This window comes from Sphingomonas sp. (assembly GCF_048594985.1).
In the GTDB taxonomy this organism is placed as follows: domain Bacteria; phylum Pseudomonadota; class Alphaproteobacteria; order Sphingomonadales; family Sphingomonadaceae; genus Sphingomonas_I.
On the sequence record NZ_JBMDXG010000128.1, the window covers coordinates 1 to 17,967 of the forward strand.

The following is a 17,967-nucleotide window of genomic DNA, read 5'->3' on the forward strand; positions in this document are numbered from 1 at the left end:
CATCCTCGTCGGGCTGCAGCGGCCGTTCGGGCAGAGGGCTGGTGAGCGTTCCTTCCTCGAACAGGAAACCCGCAATGTCCGGCGTCCCGGCGGCATCGAGCACGGTCTTGAGAATGATCAGGATCGGCACGGCGAGCAGCGCCCCCACCGGCCCCCACACCCATCCCCAGAAACTGAGCGAGACGAGGATCAGCAGCGGATTGATGGTCAGCCGTCGCCCGACCAGCGCGGGCGTGATGATGTTCGATTCGATCAGGTGGCAGGCGGTGAACACGACCACCGGGAAGGCGGCGTACCAGGCGTCGCGAAACACCATCAGCCCGCCGAGCGCGAGCAGCATGCCCGCCATGATCGGGCCGAGATAGGGCATGTAGTTGAGCAGGGCGACGATCCCGCCCCACATCAGCGGGTCGGGCAGACCGATCATCCAGAAGGCACAGGCGACCAGCAGACCGAGGCCGATATTGATCATCGTGATCGTCGCCAGATAGGCCGACGTCGAATCCACCATTTCCTGGATCACGCGCGCGGTGGTGAGCGCGCTGGAAAAGCTGCCGCGGCTAGTGATCGTGTTGCGCCGCATCCGCGTCCAGCCCGACAGGAAGAAATAGACGACGAGGATGGCGAAGAACATCTGCAGGATCGCGACCGGCGCGGAACTGGCGACCACATCGAGCAGCGAATTCGGCGCCTCGATCGTAACCGAGCGGCCGCGCCCGCCGGACCGCATGAAGGTCGACGAGAGGTTGCTCACGAAGCGGTCGAGGCTCTGATAGACGTCGACCAAAGGCCGGAGATTGCGGCGGATGCGGCTGATCCGTTCGGGCAGCAGCGCGAACCACGCCGCCGCCGGTACGATGATCGCCGCAATGGCGAGATTGGCGGTTCCCAGAAAGATCGTGATGCAGGCAAAGGCCGCGATCGGCGACGGCACGCGCCGCCGTTCGAACCACTCCAGCATCGGCACCAGCGCGATCGCGATTACGAGGGCGGCGGTGACCGGCAGGAAGAAGGCCGCGCCGAATTGCAACGCAAAGGGCAGCGCCAGCACGAACCCGGCGCCCGTGAACAGCGCGATCGCTGCCAGCAAGCGATCACGCCGAAGCGCCTCGGCGGTGCGTCCGGTCAGGAAAGCCTGCAAGAAAGACCGGTCAGGCCGCTCGTCCACCCCACCCCTCCCGCGAATCGGCGATCCGATACGCGCTTCCTGAGCGTGATGCCCAAAAACGGGTCGTTTGACGCGAGAAATCGTTAAGGATCAGCGCATTCATCGCCAAACGTGACGAGATTGCGCCTCTAACCTCATGCTGCATTGCGGCATGAAAATGCTCATCTCACCCCGACGGGGCAACGGTTCGTCGTGGATTGTTTGACGTTTTGGTGACCATGTTCGATCTGGCCGCACCAATTCGGTCGCCAGGACAGCGTTACCAGGTCCTTCCGACAAGACGTCAACCTGCTGCCGCCGCATGTGTTCCCGCGGTGTCCAGCGGTTTGCGCATGTGTATGAGCTAATATGTCGCTGAAGCGTCCCAATACGCTTTATGCCGGTGCCGGCGCGGTTGCCGCCCTGGCCGCAATGGCGCTCCTGCCCGCGTCGATGGGCAGCGCCGCTGAACTGATCGCGGCCCCCACGCTGACCTACGATCTCGAATCCACGACGCCGAGCGCGACGCCCGCGATCAAGCAAGCCGCCATCCCGGCGGCACAGACCGCCGACCTCAAGCCGCAGGATGAGCAGGCAGAGGCCGCCGAATTCGACGAGGCGTCCCATGTGTGCGTGGCGAAGGTCGTCCTGCACGAAGCCGGCAACCAGTCGCGAGCGGGCAAGGTCGCCGTCGCGCAGACGCTGGTGAACCGCCTCAAGGCAGGCCGCTTCGGCGAATCGATCTGCGCCGTCGCCAACCAGCCGGGCCAATATTTCGATCTGTCGGGCTATCGCCCCAATCGCGATAGCGACAATTGGGCCGATGCCATGGACGTGGCGCACGACGTGCTCCGCGGCGAGGCCGAGGCGGTCGCCCCGGGCGCCCTGTTCTTCCGCGCCAATTATGCGCCGACCAACAGCTTCTTCCGCGGCCGCAAGCGCGTCACCGAAGTCGGCGCGCACGTTTTCTATCGCTGACGCCGGACGGCAGGCCGGAAAGAAAAGGGGGGGCGCGGGTCGCCCCCTTTTTTTCGTCGTCAGCGCGTGGCGTTGTAGGCGAGTTGGCCGTCGGTCAGCTGAAAACCGACGATCAGCTCGAAATTGGCTTCGTTGAGCGCCGCCTTCACCTTGGGATCGGCCAGCGGATCGATCGACGCATCGGCATCGCCCACCTTGCGCTTGCGGCTCAGCCGCTCGCGCACGATCGGGGGGAGCGACGCCAGCGATTTCTGGACGTCGGCCGAAGCCGCGGCGGTTGCGATCGCCCGCGTTTCACCTTCCTTGAAATGGACCTGTACGCGGCTCTGCTGCTTGGACATCAGCTTCGTGCCGCCGCGCATCACCACCGCGAAATAAGGCAGCACCACGTCGCGCTCGCCGAACCGGCTCGAACGACGCGCTTCCACATCGAAGGTGACGCGGGCATGGACCACGTCGCCCGTCTCGTCGCAGGTCGTGCGAATGTTGGTGATGCTGGCCATGACATCCAGAGCACGGGCGTCCTGGCTCTGCGGCGGGCTGAACAGGCTGATATCACCGGTGTAGGCCGCCACCGCGACCGCCGGGCAGGCCGACCGCACGACGCTCAACCCCAGCGTCTCGTCCAGCTTGTTGCCACCGCCACAGCCGGCCAACGCCAGCGCCGCGAGGGGGACGGAGAGCAGCGCACGGTTCACCAAAGAGATACCTCGGAACAGGGAAGCGCCGAACGGCGGCAAAGGGTCGCGCGATCATAGGAAGCGCCTTTCGCGGGAGCAAGCAATCGCGTAAGCGCGATGCGATGGACGGAAACGCCGCCCCCCCGCCCCGACCGCCGCTCGACGTTCTGATTGCCGCTCCGCGCGGCTTCTGTGCGGGTGTCGACCGCGCGATCCGGATCGTCGAACTGGCGATCGAGAAATATGGCGCGCCGGTCTATGTCCGGCATGAGATCGTGCATAATCGCCACGTGATCGACAATCTGCGCGCAAAGGGCGCGATCTTCGTCGAGGAACTGGACGAGGTTCCGGATGGCGTTCCGGTGGTCTTTTCCGCGCATGGCGTTCCCAAGGTGGTTCCGGCCCGCGCGAGCGAGCGCGGGCTCGAATTCCTCGACGCCACCTGTCCGCTCGTTTCCAAGGTGCACCGCGAGGCGGAGCGTCTGGTCGATCAGCAGCGCCACATTCTGTTCATCGGGCATCGCGGACATCCCGAGGTGATCGGCACGCTGGGACAGGTGCCCGATGGCGCCATCACGCTGATCGAAACGGTCGCGGACGCCGAAACGGTGGCGCCGGCCGATCCGGACAATCTGTCTTTTCTGACGCAGACCACCTTGTCGGTGGACGATACGGCGGCGATCGTCGCCACGCTCCAGCGCCGTTTTCCGTCGATCCGGGGCCCGCGCGGCGAGGACATCTGCTACGCCACGTCGAACCGCCAGGCGGCGGTCAAGGAACTGGCGCCGCAATGCGACGCTTTGCTCGTCATCGGCGCGCCCAATTCGTCCAACTCGGTGCGTCTGGCCGAGGTGGCAGAGCGGGCCGGCGTACGCGCGCTCCTGATCCAGGATGCCAGCGAACTCGATCGGGGCTGGCTGGATGGCGTGCGCACGCTCGGCGTCACGGCCGGCGCTTCGGCGCCCGAAGTGCTGGTGCGCGGGCTGATCGCGCGTCTCGAGACATGGTTCGAGGTGAGCGAGCGCGAACTGGCGGGCGCGACCGAGACGATGATCTTCAAGCTGCCACGCGCGCTGCAGGCCGCATAGGCGGTCGGGCGCGATATGGCGGTCTACACCCACGTCTCGGCCGAGGCGCTCGCGGCGCTGCTGTCGCGCTACGACGTCGGGCGGCTGGTGTCGGCCAAGGGCATTGCCGAGGGGGTCGAAAACAGCAATTATCTGGTCGATACCGACCGCGCTCGCTTCATTCTGACCCTGTATGAAAAGCGTGTCGATGCGGGCGACCTGCCCTTCTTCCTGGCCTTGCTCGATCAGCTCGCGGATGCCGGCCTGCCCGTGCCGCGCGCGCTGCGCAGCCTTGACGGCCGGCAGGTGCAGGAGGTGGCGGGTCGCCCCGCCTGTCTGATAGAATTCCTGCCCGGCGTGTCGGTCACGCACCCCACCCCTGCGCAAGCGCGCGCCGCAGGAGCAGCGATGGGCCGGATGCATACGGCGCTGGCCGATTGCACGCTCGATCGGCCCAACAGCCTCGGTGTTGATGCGTGGCGGCCTCTGCTGGAGCGCTGCGGGCGCAACCTCGATGCGATCGATCCGACACTCTACGAAACGTTGGCGGCGGCGCTCGATCATGTCGAACCGCGCTGGGATCGCGCCGCGCCGCGCGGGGTGATCCATGCCGATCTCTTTCCCGACAACGTCCTCATGCTCGGCGACACCGTCGCGGGGCTGATCGACTTCTATTTCGCCTGCACCGACGTCCGCCTGTACGATCTGGCGATCATGCACAGCGCTTGGTCGTTCGACGCCACGGGGGGAACGCATCAGGCGGAGGTCGGCCGCGCCCTGCTCGACGGCTATTCCGAAACGCATGGCCTGTCGGCGACCGAGCGCGCTGCGCTGCCCGTGCTCGCGATGGGCGCGTGCATCCGCTTCGCGCTGACGCGCGCGTGGGACTGGCTCAACACGCCCGCCGACGCGCTCGTCACGCGCAAGGATCCGCTCGCTTACACACGTCGCCTGACCTTCTACCGCGACGCCGGCGACGCCCTGTTCGCATGAGCGACTTGCCGCTGGTCGAAATAGCCACCGACGGCGCGTGCAAGGGCAATCCCGGCCCCGGCGGGTGGGGCGTGGTGCTGCGTGCCAACGGTTCGGAAAAGGAATTGTCGGGGGGTGAGCCGCTCACCACCAACAACCGTATGGAACTGACCGCTGCGATCCGCGGGCTCGAGGCATTGAAGAAGCCGTGCCGCGTCGCGCTGTCGACCGACAGCCGCTACGTGATGGACGGGCTGACCAAATGGCTGAAGGGGTGGCAGCGCAACGGCTGGCGCACCGCCGCGCGGCAGCCGGTCAAGAATGCCGATCTGTGGCAGGAACTGATCGCCGCCGCCGCCCCGCACCGGATCGAATGGCGCTGGGTCAAGGGCCATGCCGGGCACGCAGAAAATGAGCGGGCGGACAAGCTGGCGAGCGATGCCGCCCTCCTCGCGGGCGGGCTTCGTTCGCGCTGAAACGCCATCGGGCCTTGCGCGCCACGCCCCCCGGTCCTATTGATAATTAATCGCAAAAATCTGGGTCCAATCTCGTGCGTCTCGATCAGCTTCCTCTCGGCACCACGTCGCGCATCGCCGGCATCGATTGGGATAGCCTGAGCGCGAGCGAGGCCCGCCGCCTGCGCGAGCTCGGCTTCGACGACGGCGTTTCGATCGAACCGCTTCATCGCGGTGCGATGCGTGGTCCGCTCGCCTGCCGCGTCGGGCGGATGACCGTCGCGATCCGCGGCGCGCTCGCCACCGCCGTCCACGTCGAGCCGGCATGACTCCGGCGCCGATGGTGGCGCTGGTCGGCAATCCCAATGCCGGCAAGTCCGCTCTGTTCAACGCGCTGACCGGCGCGCGACAGAAGGTCGGCAATTATCCGGGTGTGACGGTCGAGCGGAAATCGGGGCGGATGACCTTCGACGACGGCCGGCCGGTCGAACTGATCGACCTGCCCGGCACCTACAGCCTCGATTCGTCGACACCCGACGAGAAAGTGACCCGCGACGTCCTGTTCGGGCGGCAGGCGGGCGAGCGTACTCCGTCGGCATTGCTGATCGTGCTCGACGCCACCAACCTCGACAACCATCTCCGGTTCGCGATCCAACTCGTCGCGCTCGGCCTGCCGACGGTGGTGGCGCTGAACATGATCGACATGGCCGAACGCGACGGGTTGGACATCGACCTCGCCCACCTGTCGGCCGAATTGGGGGTTCCCGTCATCGCCACCGTCGCGGTGCGCAAGCGCGGGCTGGACGATCTGCGTGCGGCGCTCGACCGTGCCGTGTCAGGTGGCGGGCGTCCGGCCTTCTCCGCCACCGCTCCGACTGAGGACATCGTCGCGCTTCAGCGCCAGGCGCGCCGAATCGCGCATGCCGTGACCGCAGAGCGATCGGCGTCGCGCGCGCTGACCCGGCGGATCGATCGGATCGCGCTCCACCCCATCGTCGGCCCGATCATCCTCGCGACGCTGATGTTTGTGATGTTCCAGGCGGTCTTTTCGTGGAGCGAGGCGCCGGTCGGCTGGCTCGAAGGCGCGCAGGCGTGGCTGGGCGAGACGGCGGCGGCGACCCTGCCGGACAGCTTCCTGCGCGACCTGCTGATCGAAGGGATCATCAACGGCGTCGGAGCGGTCGTCGTGTTCCTGCCGCTGATCATCATCCTGTTCTTCTTCATCCTGTTGCTGGAGGCGTCGGGCTACATGGTCCGCGCGGCGTTCCTGATGGACAAGCTGATGGCGGGGGTCGGCCTGTCGGGGCGCTCCTTCATCCCCCTCCTCTCCTCCTTCGCCTGCGCGATTCCCGGCATCATGGCGACGCGCTCGATCGAGGATCCACGCGACCGGCTCACCACCATCCTGATCGCGCCGCTGATGACCTGCTCGGCGCGGCTGCCGGTTTACTCGGTCATTATCGGCGCGTTCGTCCCGGCGCGGACGATCGGCTGGGGGATCGGGCTGCAGGGGCTCGTTTTGTTCGGGCTCTATATCACCGGCATCCTCGGCGCGCTGGCGGCCGCCGCGATCCTGCGCCGCACCATCGCACGCGGCGCGGGGGGCAGCTTCATGCTGGAGCTTCCCAAATATCAGATGCCGGTGTGGCGCGACGTCGCGATCGGGCTGTGGCAGCGCGCCTATGTCTTCCTGCGCCGCGCGGGCACCGTCATCCTGATGGTGACGGCGGTGCTGTGGGTGCTCACCTCCTATCCGAAGGCGCCCGAGGGCAACGGGATCAAGCAGAGCGAATATTCGCTCGCCGGCCGCATCGCATCCGGGCTGGAGCCGATCGTCCGCCCGATCGGGTTCGGCCACGACATGGCGCTCGCCATCATTCCCGCCATGGCCGCGCGCGAGGTGGCGGTTTCCGCGCTCCAGACGGTCTATTCGATCGACGCCGGCGATGATGAGGCGGCGGGCGAACAGGCACTGGGCGCGCGGCTGCGGGGCGCCTGGTCGCTGCCGACCGCGCTCGCCTTCCTGATGTGGTTCGTCTTCGCGCCGCAATGCCTGTCGACGATCGCGGTGATGCGGCGCGAGACCAATGGCTGGTTCTGGCCCTCCTTCGCGCTCGCCTACCTGTTCGGCCTGGCATGGCTTGCGGCGGGCGCCACTTTCTGGCTAGCGACCACGCTCGGACTTTAAGCGAACGGGAAAAGACATGGCCGGCAGCGTCAACAAGGTGATCCTCGTCGGCAATCTGGGGCGCGACCCCGAATCGCGCAGCTTCCAGAATGGCGGCAAGGTCGTGAACCTGCGCATCGCCACGTCGGAAACGTGGAAGGACCGCAATTCGGGCGAGCGGCGCGAGAAGACCGAATGGCATTCGGTCGCGATCTTCAACGAAGGCCTCGCCAACACCGCCGAACGCTATCTGCGCAAGGGCAGCAAGGTCTATCTCGAAGGCCAGCTCCAGACCCGCAAGTGGCAGGACCAGTCGGGCGCCGACCGTTATTCGACCGAGGTGGTGCTGCAGGGCTTCAATGCCGTGCTGGTGCTGCTCGACCGGCGCGAGGGCGAGGGCGGCGGAAGCGGCGGCGGCTGGGGCGGCGACGATGAGGAGCGCGGCGGCTATGGCGGCGGGGGCAGCAGCTTCGGCGGTGGCAGCGGGGGCGGTTCGGGCTTCGGCGGCGGCAATCGCGGCGGTGGCGGCAGCAAGCCGCAGCCGTTCGACGCCGACCTCGACGACGACGTTCCATTCTGAACACGGGGCCTGCGCGCGCGTAACCACTGACCTTCAGCGAGGACAGGATGACCGATCTCGACGCTTTCGCCATCACGAATCGCTGGCCGGCGGAGCATCCCGACCGTCTGCAGCTTTATTCGACGCCGACGCCCAACGGGGTGAAGGTCTCGATCATGCTGGAGGAAACCGGCCTCCCCTACGAACCGCACTTCGTCGATATCGGCGCGAACGAGAGCTGGACACCCGAATTTCTCGCGCTCAACCCGAACGGCAAGATCCCGGCGATCATCGATCCGGACGGCCCCGGCGGCCGGCCGCTCGGGCGGTTCGAATCGGGCGCGATCCTCCTCTATCTCGCGGAGAAGACCGGGCAGTTCCTGCCGTCCGATCCGGCGCGGCGGATCGAGACGATCCAGTGGGTCTTTTTCCAGATGGGCGGCGTCGGGCCGATGTTCGGCCAGCTGGGTTTCTTCCACAAATTCGCCGGGCGCGAATATGAGGACAAGCGCCCGCGCGACCGCTACGCGGCGGAGACGAAGCGCCTGCTGGGCGTGCTCGAAGGCCGGCTCGCCGACCGGCAATGGATGATGGGCGACGATTTCACCATCGCCGACATTGCTCTGCTCGGCTGGGTCCGCGCGATCGCAGGCTTCTACGACGCCGGCGATCTCGTCGACTATGCCGGTTTGAAGGCCGTTCCCGCCTGGCTCGATCGCGGCCTCGCCCGTCCTGCGGTGGCACGCGGCCTCACCATTCCGGCGCGCGCCTAAAGCTTGTCCCTCAGCGCCTTGAGCGCGGCGAAGGGGCCCGTCTCCTCCTCACTCACGACGCCCGCCTCGCGCAGCGCCGCGTCCGCGCCCGGCGCGCGCGGAAACGGATCGAGCGCGAGCGCGAGCGTCTGCGCCACCGCCTCGCCCAGATCGACGGCCCCGCCCTCGTAGGTCAGGACGTCGAGTTCCTCTTCGTCCAACTCGATCTCCTCTTCGGCGGGTGTCGCCGGGGGCGTGAAGCGCAGCGCGAACGCTTCGTCGATATGCGCGGGCACGGGCTCGCCGCTCGCCACGCAGGCCTGGACCGCCTCCGCGCGGATGCGCCCGGTCGCGGTCACCACGTCGCCATCGCGCGCCAGCGCCGCCGTCGCGTCGAGCCGGTCGAGCGCGATCAGGCCGAAGCGCGCCGCCAATGCGCCCCGCTCCGACTCCTCGGCTTCCACCGCCACCGTGCGCGGCGCGTCTCCGATCGTATCCAGCCGGAACGGGCGGGAAAATTCCGAGGCAGTCATAATGTCAGTCGTCCTTCGAGCAATGTATTGAGCGACACAGCGTCGAGCCGCGTCTTGACCGCGAGCAGGCGCTCGCGCGCCAGCGCGTGTTCGGACGCAGTAGCCGAAGCGCCCCGATGAAGGTTGCGGGTGATCGCGGCGTCGAGGTCGCCACCCGCGAACGCAGCGCGAAACGCGCCGAGCCGGCCGCCGAGCGCCGACATCATCCGCCCGACATGCTTGCCGACGACGATGTCACCGATCCCCGATTGGCGAAGCTGACCGTCCATATCGTCGACGAACAATTCGGTCAGATAAGCCGAGGGCGCCCGGCCCGCATCGCCCTCCGCCTCCAGCCGGAGCAGGACGAGCGTCAGCATCGCTGCGACCATGTCGAACCGCCCGTCGAGCGTGTCGGGCACGCCGCCGCGGGCATACCAGTCCGGATCGCGCGCGGCAGCGACGATCGTGCCATAAAGCGGCGCGAGCGCCTCGCGCTCCTTCCGCCCGAACAGGGCCCGCCACCATCCCGCCATTCACCGCATCTCCCCGCCGCCCGCTTGCCGGGCCGGTCGCGCGCGCATATTGAGGCGCGGGCGTCCGGTTGCAATCCCGACGCGATACGGTTTGGCAGTGTCGGAGCAGACGGGATTATGGCGGTATCGTTGAGGCGCGCGGGCGTCGTATCGCTGGCGACGCTGCTCGTGCTCGGCGGCTGCACACGCGTGCGCGATCACAAGGGCTATGTCGTCGATACCGTGCTGGTCGACAGCGTCGCCGCCGGGGTCGACAACCGCGATTCGGTGACGAAGATGCTCGGCCGGCCCAGCTTCGCGAGCGAGTGGGATGGCGGATCCACCTGGTATTATGTCTCGCGCGATACCCGCCAGCTTGCTTTCAGCACGCCGCATGCCGTGTCGCAGATGCTGCTGACCGTCCGCTTCGCCTCCGATGGCGAGGTCGCGTCGGTGCAGAAGACCGGGCTGGAAACGACGCGCGACGTCCGCCTCTACGGCAAGAAGACCCCGGTACGCGGCAGCGATCGCGGCTTCTTCGCCGAGCTATTCGGCAATATCAGCGCCGGTGGTGGATCGCAGCAGGGCCCGACCGCCGACAATCCCAACCGCTGAGCCCTGGTCCGGCAGGGCCGGACCAGCTTCAACCGTTTGCGGACCGCCCGCCTCAGCGGGCGATGTCCGCCCCCGCCAGGATCGCCAGCGTCAGCAGTTCGGACGCGGTCGCCGACATGGTCGCGATCTGAACCGGCTTGTCCATGCCCACCAGCATCGGCCCGATCACCGAATCGCCGCCCACCTCGCGCAGCAGCTTGGCCGAAATGTTGGCCGATTGCAGACCGGGCATGATCAGCACGTTGGCCGGCCCCGACAGGCGGCTGAACGGATAGCTCTTCTTGACCTGCGGGTTCAGCGCCACGTCGGGCGCCATCTCGCCTTCATATTCGAAGCCGGGATCACGCTCGTCCATCAGCGCCACCGCGTCGCGGACATTGTCGATCCACTCGCCCGCCGGGTTGCCAAAGGTCGAATAGGACAGGAACGCCACGCGCGGTTCATGCCCCATCCGCCGCGCGACGGCGGCGGTATGCTCGGCGATCGCCACCAGTTCCTTCGGCGTCGGCCGCTCGGTCACCATCGTGTCGGCCATGAACACGGTGTGCCGCTGGCCGACGATCACGTGGATCCCGCACGGGCGACGCCCCTCGATCGGATCGATCACGCGCCGGATCTGGCGCAGCGTCTTGCCGTAGGTCCGCGTGACGCCGCTGATCATCGCGTCGGCCTGGCCGAGCTGGAGGAGGAGCGCGCCGAAGATGTTGCGGTCCTGATTGACCATCGCCTCGACCTCGCGGCGGAGGTAGCCGCGCCGCTGGAGTCGTTCGTACAGGAAATCGACCATCTGCGGCACGAGCGGCGAATGGCGGCTGTTGTGCAGTTCGTATTCCGAGGGGTCGTCGACGCCCAGCGCGCGCAGCTTGTCCGGCACCTCGTCGCGGCCGACCAGCACCGGCGTGCCATATCCGCCTTCCTTGAAGGCGATCGCGGCGCGCAGCACCACTTCTTCCTCGGCCTCGGCGAACACCACCCGCTTGGGATTGGCGCGCGCATTGGTGTGCGCCATCGCCAGCACCGACGTGGTCGGGTTGAGCCGCGCCTTCAGGCTGTCGCGATAGGCCGTCATGTCCTCGATCTGGCGGCGCGCGACACCGCTCCGCATCGCCGCCTCGGCGACGGCGGCGGGCACCTCCTCCATCAGGCGCGGGTCGAAGGGGGCAGGGATGATGTAGTCCTCGCCGAAATGCGGCACGGTGCCATAGGCGGCGGCAACCTCTTCCGGCACCTGCTGGCGCGCGAGCTTCGCCAGCGCCTGCGCGGCGGCGATCTTCATCTCGTCGTTGATCGTCGTCGCGCGCACGTCGAGCGCGCCGCGGAAGATGAAGGGGAAGCCCAGCACGTTATTGACCTGGTTCGGATAGTCCGAACGGCCGGTCGCCACGATCGCATCGGGGCGCACCGCCTTCGCATCGGGGGGCGTGATCTCCGGATCGGGATTGGCCATCGCGAAGATGATCGGGCGCGGCGCCATCCGCGCGACCATTTCGGGCTTGAGCGCGCCGGCGGCGGACAGGCCCAGGAAGACGTCCGCGCCCTCGACCGCGTCCATCAGCGTGCGCCGGTCGGTATTCGCCGCATGCGCCGACTGCCACTGGTTCACATCATCGCGACCCTGGTAGATCACGCCCGTCCGGTCGCACATCAGAACGTTGTCGGCGGCGACGCCCATCGCCTTGATCAGCTCGGTGCAGGCGATCGCCGCCGCGCCGGCGCCGGTCACGACGACCTTGATCTCGGAAAGCTTGCGCGCGGTCAGATAGCAGGCGTTGATCAGGCCGGCGGCGGTGATGATCGCGGTGCCATGCTGGTCGTCATGCATCACCGGGATGTTCATGCGCTCGCGCAGGGTCTGCTCGATCACGAAGCATTCGGGTGCCTTGATATCCTCAAGGTTGATGCCCCCGAAGCTCGGCTCCAGCAAAGCGACCGCGTTGCAGAAGGCGTCGACATCCTCGGTCGCGAGTTCGAGGTCGATCGAGTCCACGTCGGCGAAGCGCTTGAACAGCACCGCCTTGCCTTCCATCACCGGCTTCGACGCGAGCGCGCCGAGATTGCCCATGCCGAGGATCGCGGTCCCGTTGGAGATCACCGCGACCAGATTGCCCTTGGCGGTATAGTCATAGGCCGCGCCGGGATTGTCGGCGATCGCGCGCACCGGCACCGCGACGCCCGGCGAGTAAGCGAGGCTCAGGTCGCGTTGCGTCGCCATCGGCTTCGACGCGACGATCTCGATCTTGCCGGGCCGGCCCGACGCATGGAAATCAAGCGCTTCGCGTTCTGAAAACTGGACGTTGCTGCCTTCGGCCACCCTTTGCCTCTCCGCTCGTGTCATCCCCCCCTAACCAGCGATCGCGCCCGCGTCACCCCATTGCCGAGCAGGGATGCTTGCCGCTAGTCCCCGCGCTTTCGTTGAGAATCACCGGGGATACGACATGTCGGACTTGATCGCGGCGGATCAGCTGCGCCTCTTCATCGAGCGGATCGAGCGTCTGGAAGAAGAGAAGAAGGGCATGGCCGACGATATTCGCGACGTCTACAATGAGGCGAAGAGCCAGGGGTACGATACCAAGACGATGCGCTCGATCGTCCGCCTCCGGAAGATGGAGAAGCACGCCCGCGACGAGGCCGAGGCGCTGCTGGAAACGTACAAGGCGGCGCTCGGCCTGGGCTGAACAGGCGCCGTTCCGTTCCCGCCGCGCTCGGTTGATGCGTGGCGGGGGCCGGTCTAGAGCGATCCCGACCCACCAATAGCGAGAAGATACGGGCAGCAATGGCCGGCCATTCCAAATTCAAGAACATCATGCACCGCAAGGGCGCGCAGGATAAGAAGCGCGCGGTGCTTTTTTCCAAGCTCAGCCGCGAGATCACCGTCGCGGCCAAGATGGGCCTGCCCGATCCGAATATGAACGCGCGCCTGCGCGCCGCGGTCATCACCGCGCGCAAGGAAGGCCTGCCCAAGGACAATATCGAACGGTCGATCAATAAGGCGGCGGGCGCCGACGGCGCCAATTATGAAGAGGTCCGCTACGAGGGCTTCGGTCCCGGCGGCGTCGCTCTGATCATCGAGACGCTGACCGACAATCGCAACCGCACCGCGACCAACGTGAAGACGGCGGTGTCCAAGAATGGCGGCAATGTCGGCGCGCCCGGCGCGGTCAGCCACGGCTTCGACCGTCTCGGCCTGATCGCCTACCCCGCCGCCGTCGGCGACGCGGAAAAGGTGTTCGAGGCGGCATTGGAGGCGGGCGCCGACGATGTCGAGACGACCGAGGACGGCCACTCCATCTGGACGGCGGTCGAGAGCTTGCACGAAGTCGCCAAGGCGCTCGAGCCGACGCTGGGCGAAGCGGAGAGCGTCAAGCTCGCCTGGCGCCCGCAGACGCAGGTCGAGGTCGACGAGGCTACGGCGAGCACGCTGCTCAAGCTGCTTGATGCGCTGGACGACGATGACGACGTCCAGACCGTGTGGGGCAATTACGATATCCCAGACGCGGTGATGGAGAAGCTCGGCTGATCCTGATCGGCCTCGACCCCGGGCTCGGCACGACCGGCTGGGGCGTGATCGCGGCGGTCGGCAACCGGCTTTCCCATATCGCCAACGGGCAGGTGCGAACCGATAGCGCGGCCCCCCTGCCCCGCCGTCTCGTCACACTGTACGACGCGCTCGTCGATATTCTCCTCCTCCACCGCCCGGAGGGCGCGGCGGTCGAGGAGGTGTTCGTCAACGTGAACCCGCAATCCACGCTCAAGCTCGGGCAGGCGCGCGGCGCGGTGCTGCTCGCGGCCGCGCGGACGGGGCTCGACGTCGGCGAATATGCGCCGACCCTCGTGAAGAAGGCGGTGGTCGGCACCGGTGGCGCCGACAAGGCGCAGGTCCATGCGATGGTCGCCCGCCTGTTGCCCGGCGCGCGCATCGCCGGCGCCGATGCGGCGGATGCGCTGGCTGTCGCCATCACCCATGCCCACCATCTCGCCAGCAGGCGCCGCACGGGCGGCTAGCACAGTCCAAATCGTGGTCGGCGCAAGCGAGGCAGGCGCCCCGGACCGGACCAAACCTGACGCCCTGCTCCCTTAATGCGCCAGCTTGTCGAGCAGCTGGCGGACCTGCTGGTCGCGGCGTACCTGTTCGACGCGCTCTTCCTTGATCCGGCGGATCCGTGCTTCAGCGAGGTTCAGCGCGATCGGCGTGATGGTCGCCTGCAATGCCTTCCGCTCGTAATCGGGGCGCAGGGTCAGCGCGGCGGGCAGCCCGGCATGGTGATAGACCATCTGACCGAGACCGGTCGCCTGGATCCATCCCGCGCGGCGGAGCGCTTGCTTGAGCTGGGCCATGCTGCCGTCAAGGTCGGCGAACACCATCGATACGCCCTTATAGTGCAGATCGGTGGTGTTGATGCTCCCATCCGGGCTTTGGATGTTGGCGAAGGTGACCGTCGCCCGCTCCGCCGGCAGGCCGAGCAGTTGAGCCGGGCTGCGATGGCAATCGATCCATTGCACGTCGCCACTCTTGCGGACTCCGCAGTCACGAAAGCCCTGCTGCCTCGCTTGCTTTGGCCCGCCTTCGAGGATCAACTTTTGCCCCCCGATCGGGATCGGCGTTGCCGACGGCTCGGCAATCGGCACGAGCGCGGCTGTCGGCTTCAATTCCGGAGTGGGCGCAGGCCAGGCCAGCCAGATCGTCAATACGAGGGCTGCGATCACCGCCGCGCTTCCCGCCATCGCCAGGCGCAGCAACAGCAGCCTGCGGCGACGGCGGCGGTAGGATTCGCGCGACCGTCGGCGGCGGCGCCTGCGGCGAGGCTGCTCCTGCGTCTCGGCCTCAGGCGTCGGCGGATACATTTCGATGGGCCGCACGGCCGCTTCGCTCCGCCCGGCATATCGCTGCCCCGCGAGGTCCGGCTCGAAAAAGCCCGCCATTGCGGGTCCTGCACTGCTCATGATCATCCCTCGCGGCTATCGGCTGGAAAGCATACGCCAGACACGGGATACGGGGCGGTGGTGCGGCTGCCGATCGATCGCAATCGGGTCCAAGGCACGGTACAGGCCCGAACGCTTCATGCCGCGCCGCACCCATTTTGTAAAGCTCGGATCATGCGGCGCGGAAGACCGGGAAAAGTTGGCTGCGGAATTTCCTGCTTTATCTTCAATGATTAACCATGTGCGCTTGCGACGCGCAGCGCATATCCACCGCGTCGCACAACGCATGTCATTACGCGTTCCGGGCACTCGAGCCGACAGGTCGGCCGGGTGGCCTCGACTTCCGCGTTGGCGCGCCCTAGTCGATGGGGCATGATCGCGCGTCTCGCCGGGAAGCTTGTCGAAACCGGGGCCGATCACGTGGTGCTCGACGTCGGCGGCGTCGGTTATCTTGCCCAGGCATCGACGCGCACCCTGGGTGCGATCGGCCCGCTCGGCGGCGATGTCACGCTGTTGACCGAGATGCAGGTGCGCGAGGACGCAATCACCCTCTTCGGCTTCGGTTCGGGCGCCGAGCGCGACTGGTTCCGCCTCCTGACCGGGGTCCAGGGGGTCGGCGGGCGCGTTGCGCTCGCGATTCTCTCTGTGCTCGATCCGGGCGAACTGGCGCGCGCCGTGGCCCAGGGTGACAAGGCGATGATCGCGCGCGCGCAGGGGGTCGGCCCCAAGCTCGCGCAGCGGATCGCGATGGAGCTGCGCGACAAGGCCGGCGGCATCCCGGGTGGGCCTTCGGTTGCGACTGTGCCGGCATCGCCCGCATCGGCGCGGGGCGACGCGGTGTCGGCGCTCGCCAATCTCGGCTTCCGGTCGGCGGAGGCGGTGGGCGCGGTTGATGCCGCCATCGGTGAGCTGGGGCCCGACGCCACGCTCGACGCGCTCGTCCGTCTCGCGCTGCGCAAGGCATCGCGCGCCTGAATTGCCCGGCCGGGCACGCGCGACTAGACGGAGAGCGCATGTCCGACGCCGACCGCCTGCTTTCCCCCACCCGCGCGCCCGAGGACGCCGATGCCGCGCTGCGTCCACGGTCGCTCGATGACTTCGTCGGGCAGCAGGCGGCGCGCGACAATCTGCGCATCTTCATCCAGGCGGCGCGCGCGCGGGGCGAGGCGCTCGACCATGTCCTGTTCTTCGGCCCCCCGGGCCTCGGCAAGACCACGCTGGCGCAGATCGTGGCACGCGAGCTGGGCGTCGGCTTCCGCGGCACGTCGGGTCCGGTGATCGCCAAGTCAGGCGACCTCGCCGCCCTGCTCACCAATCTCGAGGAGGGCGATGTTCTCTTCATCGACGAGATCCATCGCCTCGCCCCCGCGGTCGAGGAGGTGCTGTATCCGGCGATGGAGGATCGCGCGCTCGACATCATGATCGGCGAGGGACCATCGGCGCGGAGCGTGCGGATCGATCTGCCGCGCTTCACCCTCGTCGGCGCGACCACCCGTCAGGGGCTTTTGACCACGCCGCTGCGCGATCGTTTCGGCATTCCCGTGCGCCTGCAATTCTACACCGTCGACGAGCTGGAGCGCGTGGTCGCGCGCGCCGCGCGGCTGCTCGGTATGCCCGTCACCACCGAACGCGCGCGGGAAATCGCCCGCCGCGCGCGGGGCACCCCGCGCAGCGCCGGCCGGTTGGTGCGCCGGGTACGCGATTTCGCGCATGCGGCAGGGCACGATCAGGTGGATGCGGGCGCGGCCGACACGGCGCTCAACCGGCTGGAGGTCGACGCGCTCGGCCTCGACGCGATGGATCGGCGCTACCTCCTGATGATCGCCGATCTCTACAAGGGCGGACCGGTCGGCGTGGAGACGCTCGCGGCGGGCCTGGGCGAGCCTCGCGACACGATCGAGGAAGTGGTCGAACCTTACCTCATCCAACTCGGCCTGATCGCCCGCACCGCCCGCGGCCGCTGCCTCAACGGCCGCGCCTGGACGCACTTGGGCCTGCCGGAGCCCTCCACGGGGGGACAGGGCGCGCTGTTCGACAAGACATGACACCCTTCACGCTCAATCCCGCGATCGACGTGCCCGCGCTCTCGGCCCAGTTCGCGCGCGACGGGGTAATCCAGATCGACGGGTTTTTGGGGCCCGCCGCCCCAGGGTTTCGGGACCATTTGCTCGCGCGAACCGACTGGAACTTCGTGCTCAATTCCAACGAGCAGGTCTACGAGGTGCCGCGCCATGGCCCAAACGCCCTGCCGCCCGACCAGGAGGCCAGACTCCGCGAGGCGATCCTTGTCAAGGCGCGCGACGGGTTTCAGTTCTGCTATGACTCGATCCGCGTGCCCGACGAGGATCGGGAGCGGCGTGAGGACGACCCGCTCCATGCCTTTGCGCGGTTCATGTCCAGCGCTGCCGTCATCGATCTTCTGCGCGCGGTCACGGGCCGCGACGCGATCGATTTCGCCGATGCCCAGGCGACGGCATATCGTCCGGGCGACTTCCTGACGACGCATGACGACGGCGTGGCGGGCAAACATCGTCACGCCGCTTATGTCCTGAGCCTGTCCCCGGACTGGCGCGCCGAATGGGGCGGCCTGCTGCTCTTTCACGATGGCCGTGGTGATATTCTGCGAGG

General features: G+C 67.5%; 21 protein-coding genes. 15 read left to right on the forward strand and 6 right to left on the reverse strand.

What is annotated here, in order from left to right:
• Positions 1–1,141, reverse strand: a 1,141-nt coding sequence (locus ACOJSF_RS04885) for an AI-2E family transporter (RefSeq protein WP_420141106.1), incomplete at its 3' end; no start/stop codon positions are given.
• 375 nt (positions 1,142–1,516) lie between these two features.
• On the opposite strand from ACOJSF_RS04885, the gene ACOJSF_RS04890 reads away from it, so the two are divergent.
• Complete coding sequence (locus ACOJSF_RS04890) at positions 1,517–2,125, forward strand: cell wall hydrolase (protein ID WP_420141107.1); 609 nt, start codon at positions 1,517–1,519, stop codon at positions 2,123–2,125.
• A gap of 59 nt (positions 2,126–2,184) precedes the next feature.
• On the opposite strand, the gene ACOJSF_RS04895 is transcribed toward ACOJSF_RS04890, so the two are convergent.
• Entirely contained in the window at positions 2,185–2,823 is a 639-nt protein-coding gene (locus ACOJSF_RS04895) for a hypothetical protein (protein WP_420141108.1), read from the reverse strand.
• Positions 2,824–2,927: 104 nt separating this feature from the next.
• Between ACOJSF_RS04895 and ispH the strand changes: the two genes are divergently transcribed.
• From ispH to ACOJSF_RS04930, 7 genes are all read left to right on the forward strand, one after another.
• Positions 2,928–3,893 carry a 4-hydroxy-3-methylbut-2-enyl diphosphate reductase gene (ispH, locus tag ACOJSF_RS04900; RefSeq protein WP_420141109.1) on the forward strand — a complete coding sequence of 322 codons (966 nt, stop codon included), beginning with the start codon at positions 2,928–2,930 and terminating at the stop codon, positions 3,891–3,893.
• Positions 3,894–3,908: 15 nt separating this feature from the next.
• Positions 3,909–4,865, forward strand: a complete 957-nt coding sequence (gene thrB, locus ACOJSF_RS04905) for a homoserine kinase (RefSeq protein ID WP_420141110.1) — start codon at positions 3,909–3,911, stop codon at positions 4,863–4,865.
• The gene (rnhA, locus tag ACOJSF_RS04910; protein ID WP_420141111.1) at positions 4,862–5,320 is read left to right on the forward strand and encodes a ribonuclease HI; all 459 of its coding nucleotides are present in this window, start codon (positions 4,862–4,864) and stop codon (positions 5,318–5,320) included. The genes thrB and rnhA overlap by 4 nt, the downstream gene beginning before the upstream one ends.
• A gap of 74 nt (positions 5,321–5,394) precedes the next feature.
• Positions 5,395–5,628, forward strand: a complete 234-nt coding sequence (locus ACOJSF_RS04915; protein ID WP_420141112.1) for a FeoA family protein — start codon at positions 5,395–5,397, stop codon at positions 5,626–5,628.
• On the forward strand, positions 5,625–7,487 hold the full coding sequence (feoB, locus tag ACOJSF_RS04920) for a ferrous iron transporter B (protein WP_420141113.1): 1,863 nt from the start codon (positions 5,625–5,627) through the stop codon (positions 7,485–7,487). The genes ACOJSF_RS04915 and feoB overlap by 4 nt, the downstream gene beginning before the upstream one ends.
• A 16-nt stretch (positions 7,488–7,503) precedes the next feature.
• Positions 7,504–8,046: a single-stranded DNA-binding protein gene (gene ssb / locus ACOJSF_RS04925; RefSeq protein WP_420141114.1), complete on the forward strand. Its 543-nt coding sequence runs from the start codon at positions 7,504–7,506 to the stop codon at positions 8,044–8,046.
• A gap of 47 nt (positions 8,047–8,093) precedes the next feature.
• Positions 8,094–8,798, forward strand: coding sequence for a glutathione S-transferase N-terminal domain-containing protein (locus ACOJSF_RS04930; protein ID WP_420141115.1), 705 nt, complete (start codon positions 8,094–8,096; stop codon positions 8,796–8,798).
• Here ACOJSF_RS04930 and ACOJSF_RS04935 read toward each other — a convergent pair.
• Together ACOJSF_RS04935 and ACOJSF_RS04940 are read right to left on the reverse strand one after the other, a co-directional pair.
• Complete coding sequence (locus tag ACOJSF_RS04935) at positions 8,795–9,310, reverse strand: YceD family protein (RefSeq protein WP_420141116.1); 516 nt, start codon at positions 9,308–9,310, stop codon at positions 8,795–8,797. The genes ACOJSF_RS04930 and ACOJSF_RS04935 overlap by 4 nt on opposite strands.
• The gene (locus tag ACOJSF_RS04940) at positions 9,307–9,825 is read right to left on the reverse strand and encodes a ubiquinol-cytochrome C chaperone family protein (protein ID WP_420141117.1); all 519 of its coding nucleotides are present in this window, start codon (positions 9,823–9,825) and stop codon (positions 9,307–9,309) included. Before ACOJSF_RS04940 ends, ACOJSF_RS04935 begins: the two co-directional genes overlap by 4 nt.
• Before the next feature lie 129 nt (positions 9,826–9,954).
• Between ACOJSF_RS04940 and ACOJSF_RS04945 the strand changes: the two genes are divergently transcribed.
• Positions 9,955–10,419: an outer membrane protein assembly factor BamE gene (locus ACOJSF_RS04945; RefSeq protein ID WP_420141118.1), complete on the forward strand. Its 465-nt coding sequence runs from the start codon at positions 9,955–9,957 to the stop codon at positions 10,417–10,419.
• Between the two features lie 52 nt (positions 10,420–10,471).
• Here ACOJSF_RS04945 and ACOJSF_RS04950 read toward each other — a convergent pair whose 3' ends face one another.
• The gene (locus ACOJSF_RS04950; protein WP_420141119.1) at positions 10,472–12,730 is read right to left on the reverse strand and encodes an NADP-dependent malic enzyme; all 2,259 of its coding nucleotides are present in this window, start codon (positions 12,728–12,730) and stop codon (positions 10,472–10,474) included.
• 124 nt (positions 12,731–12,854) lie between these two features.
• Between ACOJSF_RS04950 and ACOJSF_RS04955 the strand changes: the two genes are divergently transcribed.
• The 3 genes from ACOJSF_RS04955 (at position 12,855) to ruvC (ending at position 14,421) form a co-directional block, all read left to right on the forward strand.
• On the forward strand, positions 12,855–13,094 hold the full coding sequence (locus ACOJSF_RS04955) for a DUF2312 domain-containing protein (protein WP_420141120.1): 240 nt from the start codon (positions 12,855–12,857) through the stop codon (positions 13,092–13,094).
• A gap of 98 nt (positions 13,095–13,192) precedes the next feature.
• Positions 13,193–13,936, forward strand: a complete 744-nt coding sequence (locus tag ACOJSF_RS04960; RefSeq protein WP_420141121.1) for a YebC/PmpR family DNA-binding transcriptional regulator — start codon at positions 13,193–13,195, stop codon at positions 13,934–13,936.
• Complete coding sequence (gene ruvC, locus ACOJSF_RS04965; protein ID WP_420141126.1) at positions 13,933–14,421, forward strand: crossover junction endodeoxyribonuclease RuvC; 489 nt, start codon at positions 13,933–13,935, stop codon at positions 14,419–14,421. The genes ACOJSF_RS04960 and ruvC overlap by 4 nt, the downstream gene beginning before the upstream one ends.
• A gap of 72 nt (positions 14,422–14,493) precedes the next feature.
• On the opposite strand, the gene ACOJSF_RS04970 is transcribed toward ruvC, so the two are convergent.
• Positions 14,494–15,339, reverse strand: coding sequence for a hypothetical protein (locus tag ACOJSF_RS04970; protein WP_420141122.1), 846 nt, complete (start codon positions 15,337–15,339; stop codon positions 14,494–14,496).
• A 372-nt stretch (positions 15,340–15,711) separates the two neighbouring features.
• Here ACOJSF_RS04970 and ruvA point away from each other — a divergent pair, with 372 nt between their 5' ends.
• The 3 genes from ruvA to ACOJSF_RS04985 form a co-directional block, all read left to right on the forward strand.
• Positions 15,712–16,314, forward strand: a complete 603-nt coding sequence (ruvA, locus tag ACOJSF_RS04975; protein WP_420141123.1) for a Holliday junction branch migration protein RuvA — start codon at positions 15,712–15,714, stop codon at positions 16,312–16,314.
• Between the two features lie 38 nt (positions 16,315–16,352).
• Positions 16,353–17,384, forward strand: coding sequence for a Holliday junction branch migration DNA helicase RuvB (gene ruvB, locus ACOJSF_RS04980; protein ID WP_420141124.1), 1,032 nt, complete (start codon positions 16,353–16,355; stop codon positions 17,382–17,384).
• On the forward strand, positions 17,381–17,967 hold a 587-nt coding region (locus ACOJSF_RS04985), incomplete at its 3' end, for a 2OG-Fe(II) oxygenase (RefSeq protein ID WP_420141125.1). The genes ruvB and ACOJSF_RS04985, both read left to right, overlap by 4 nt.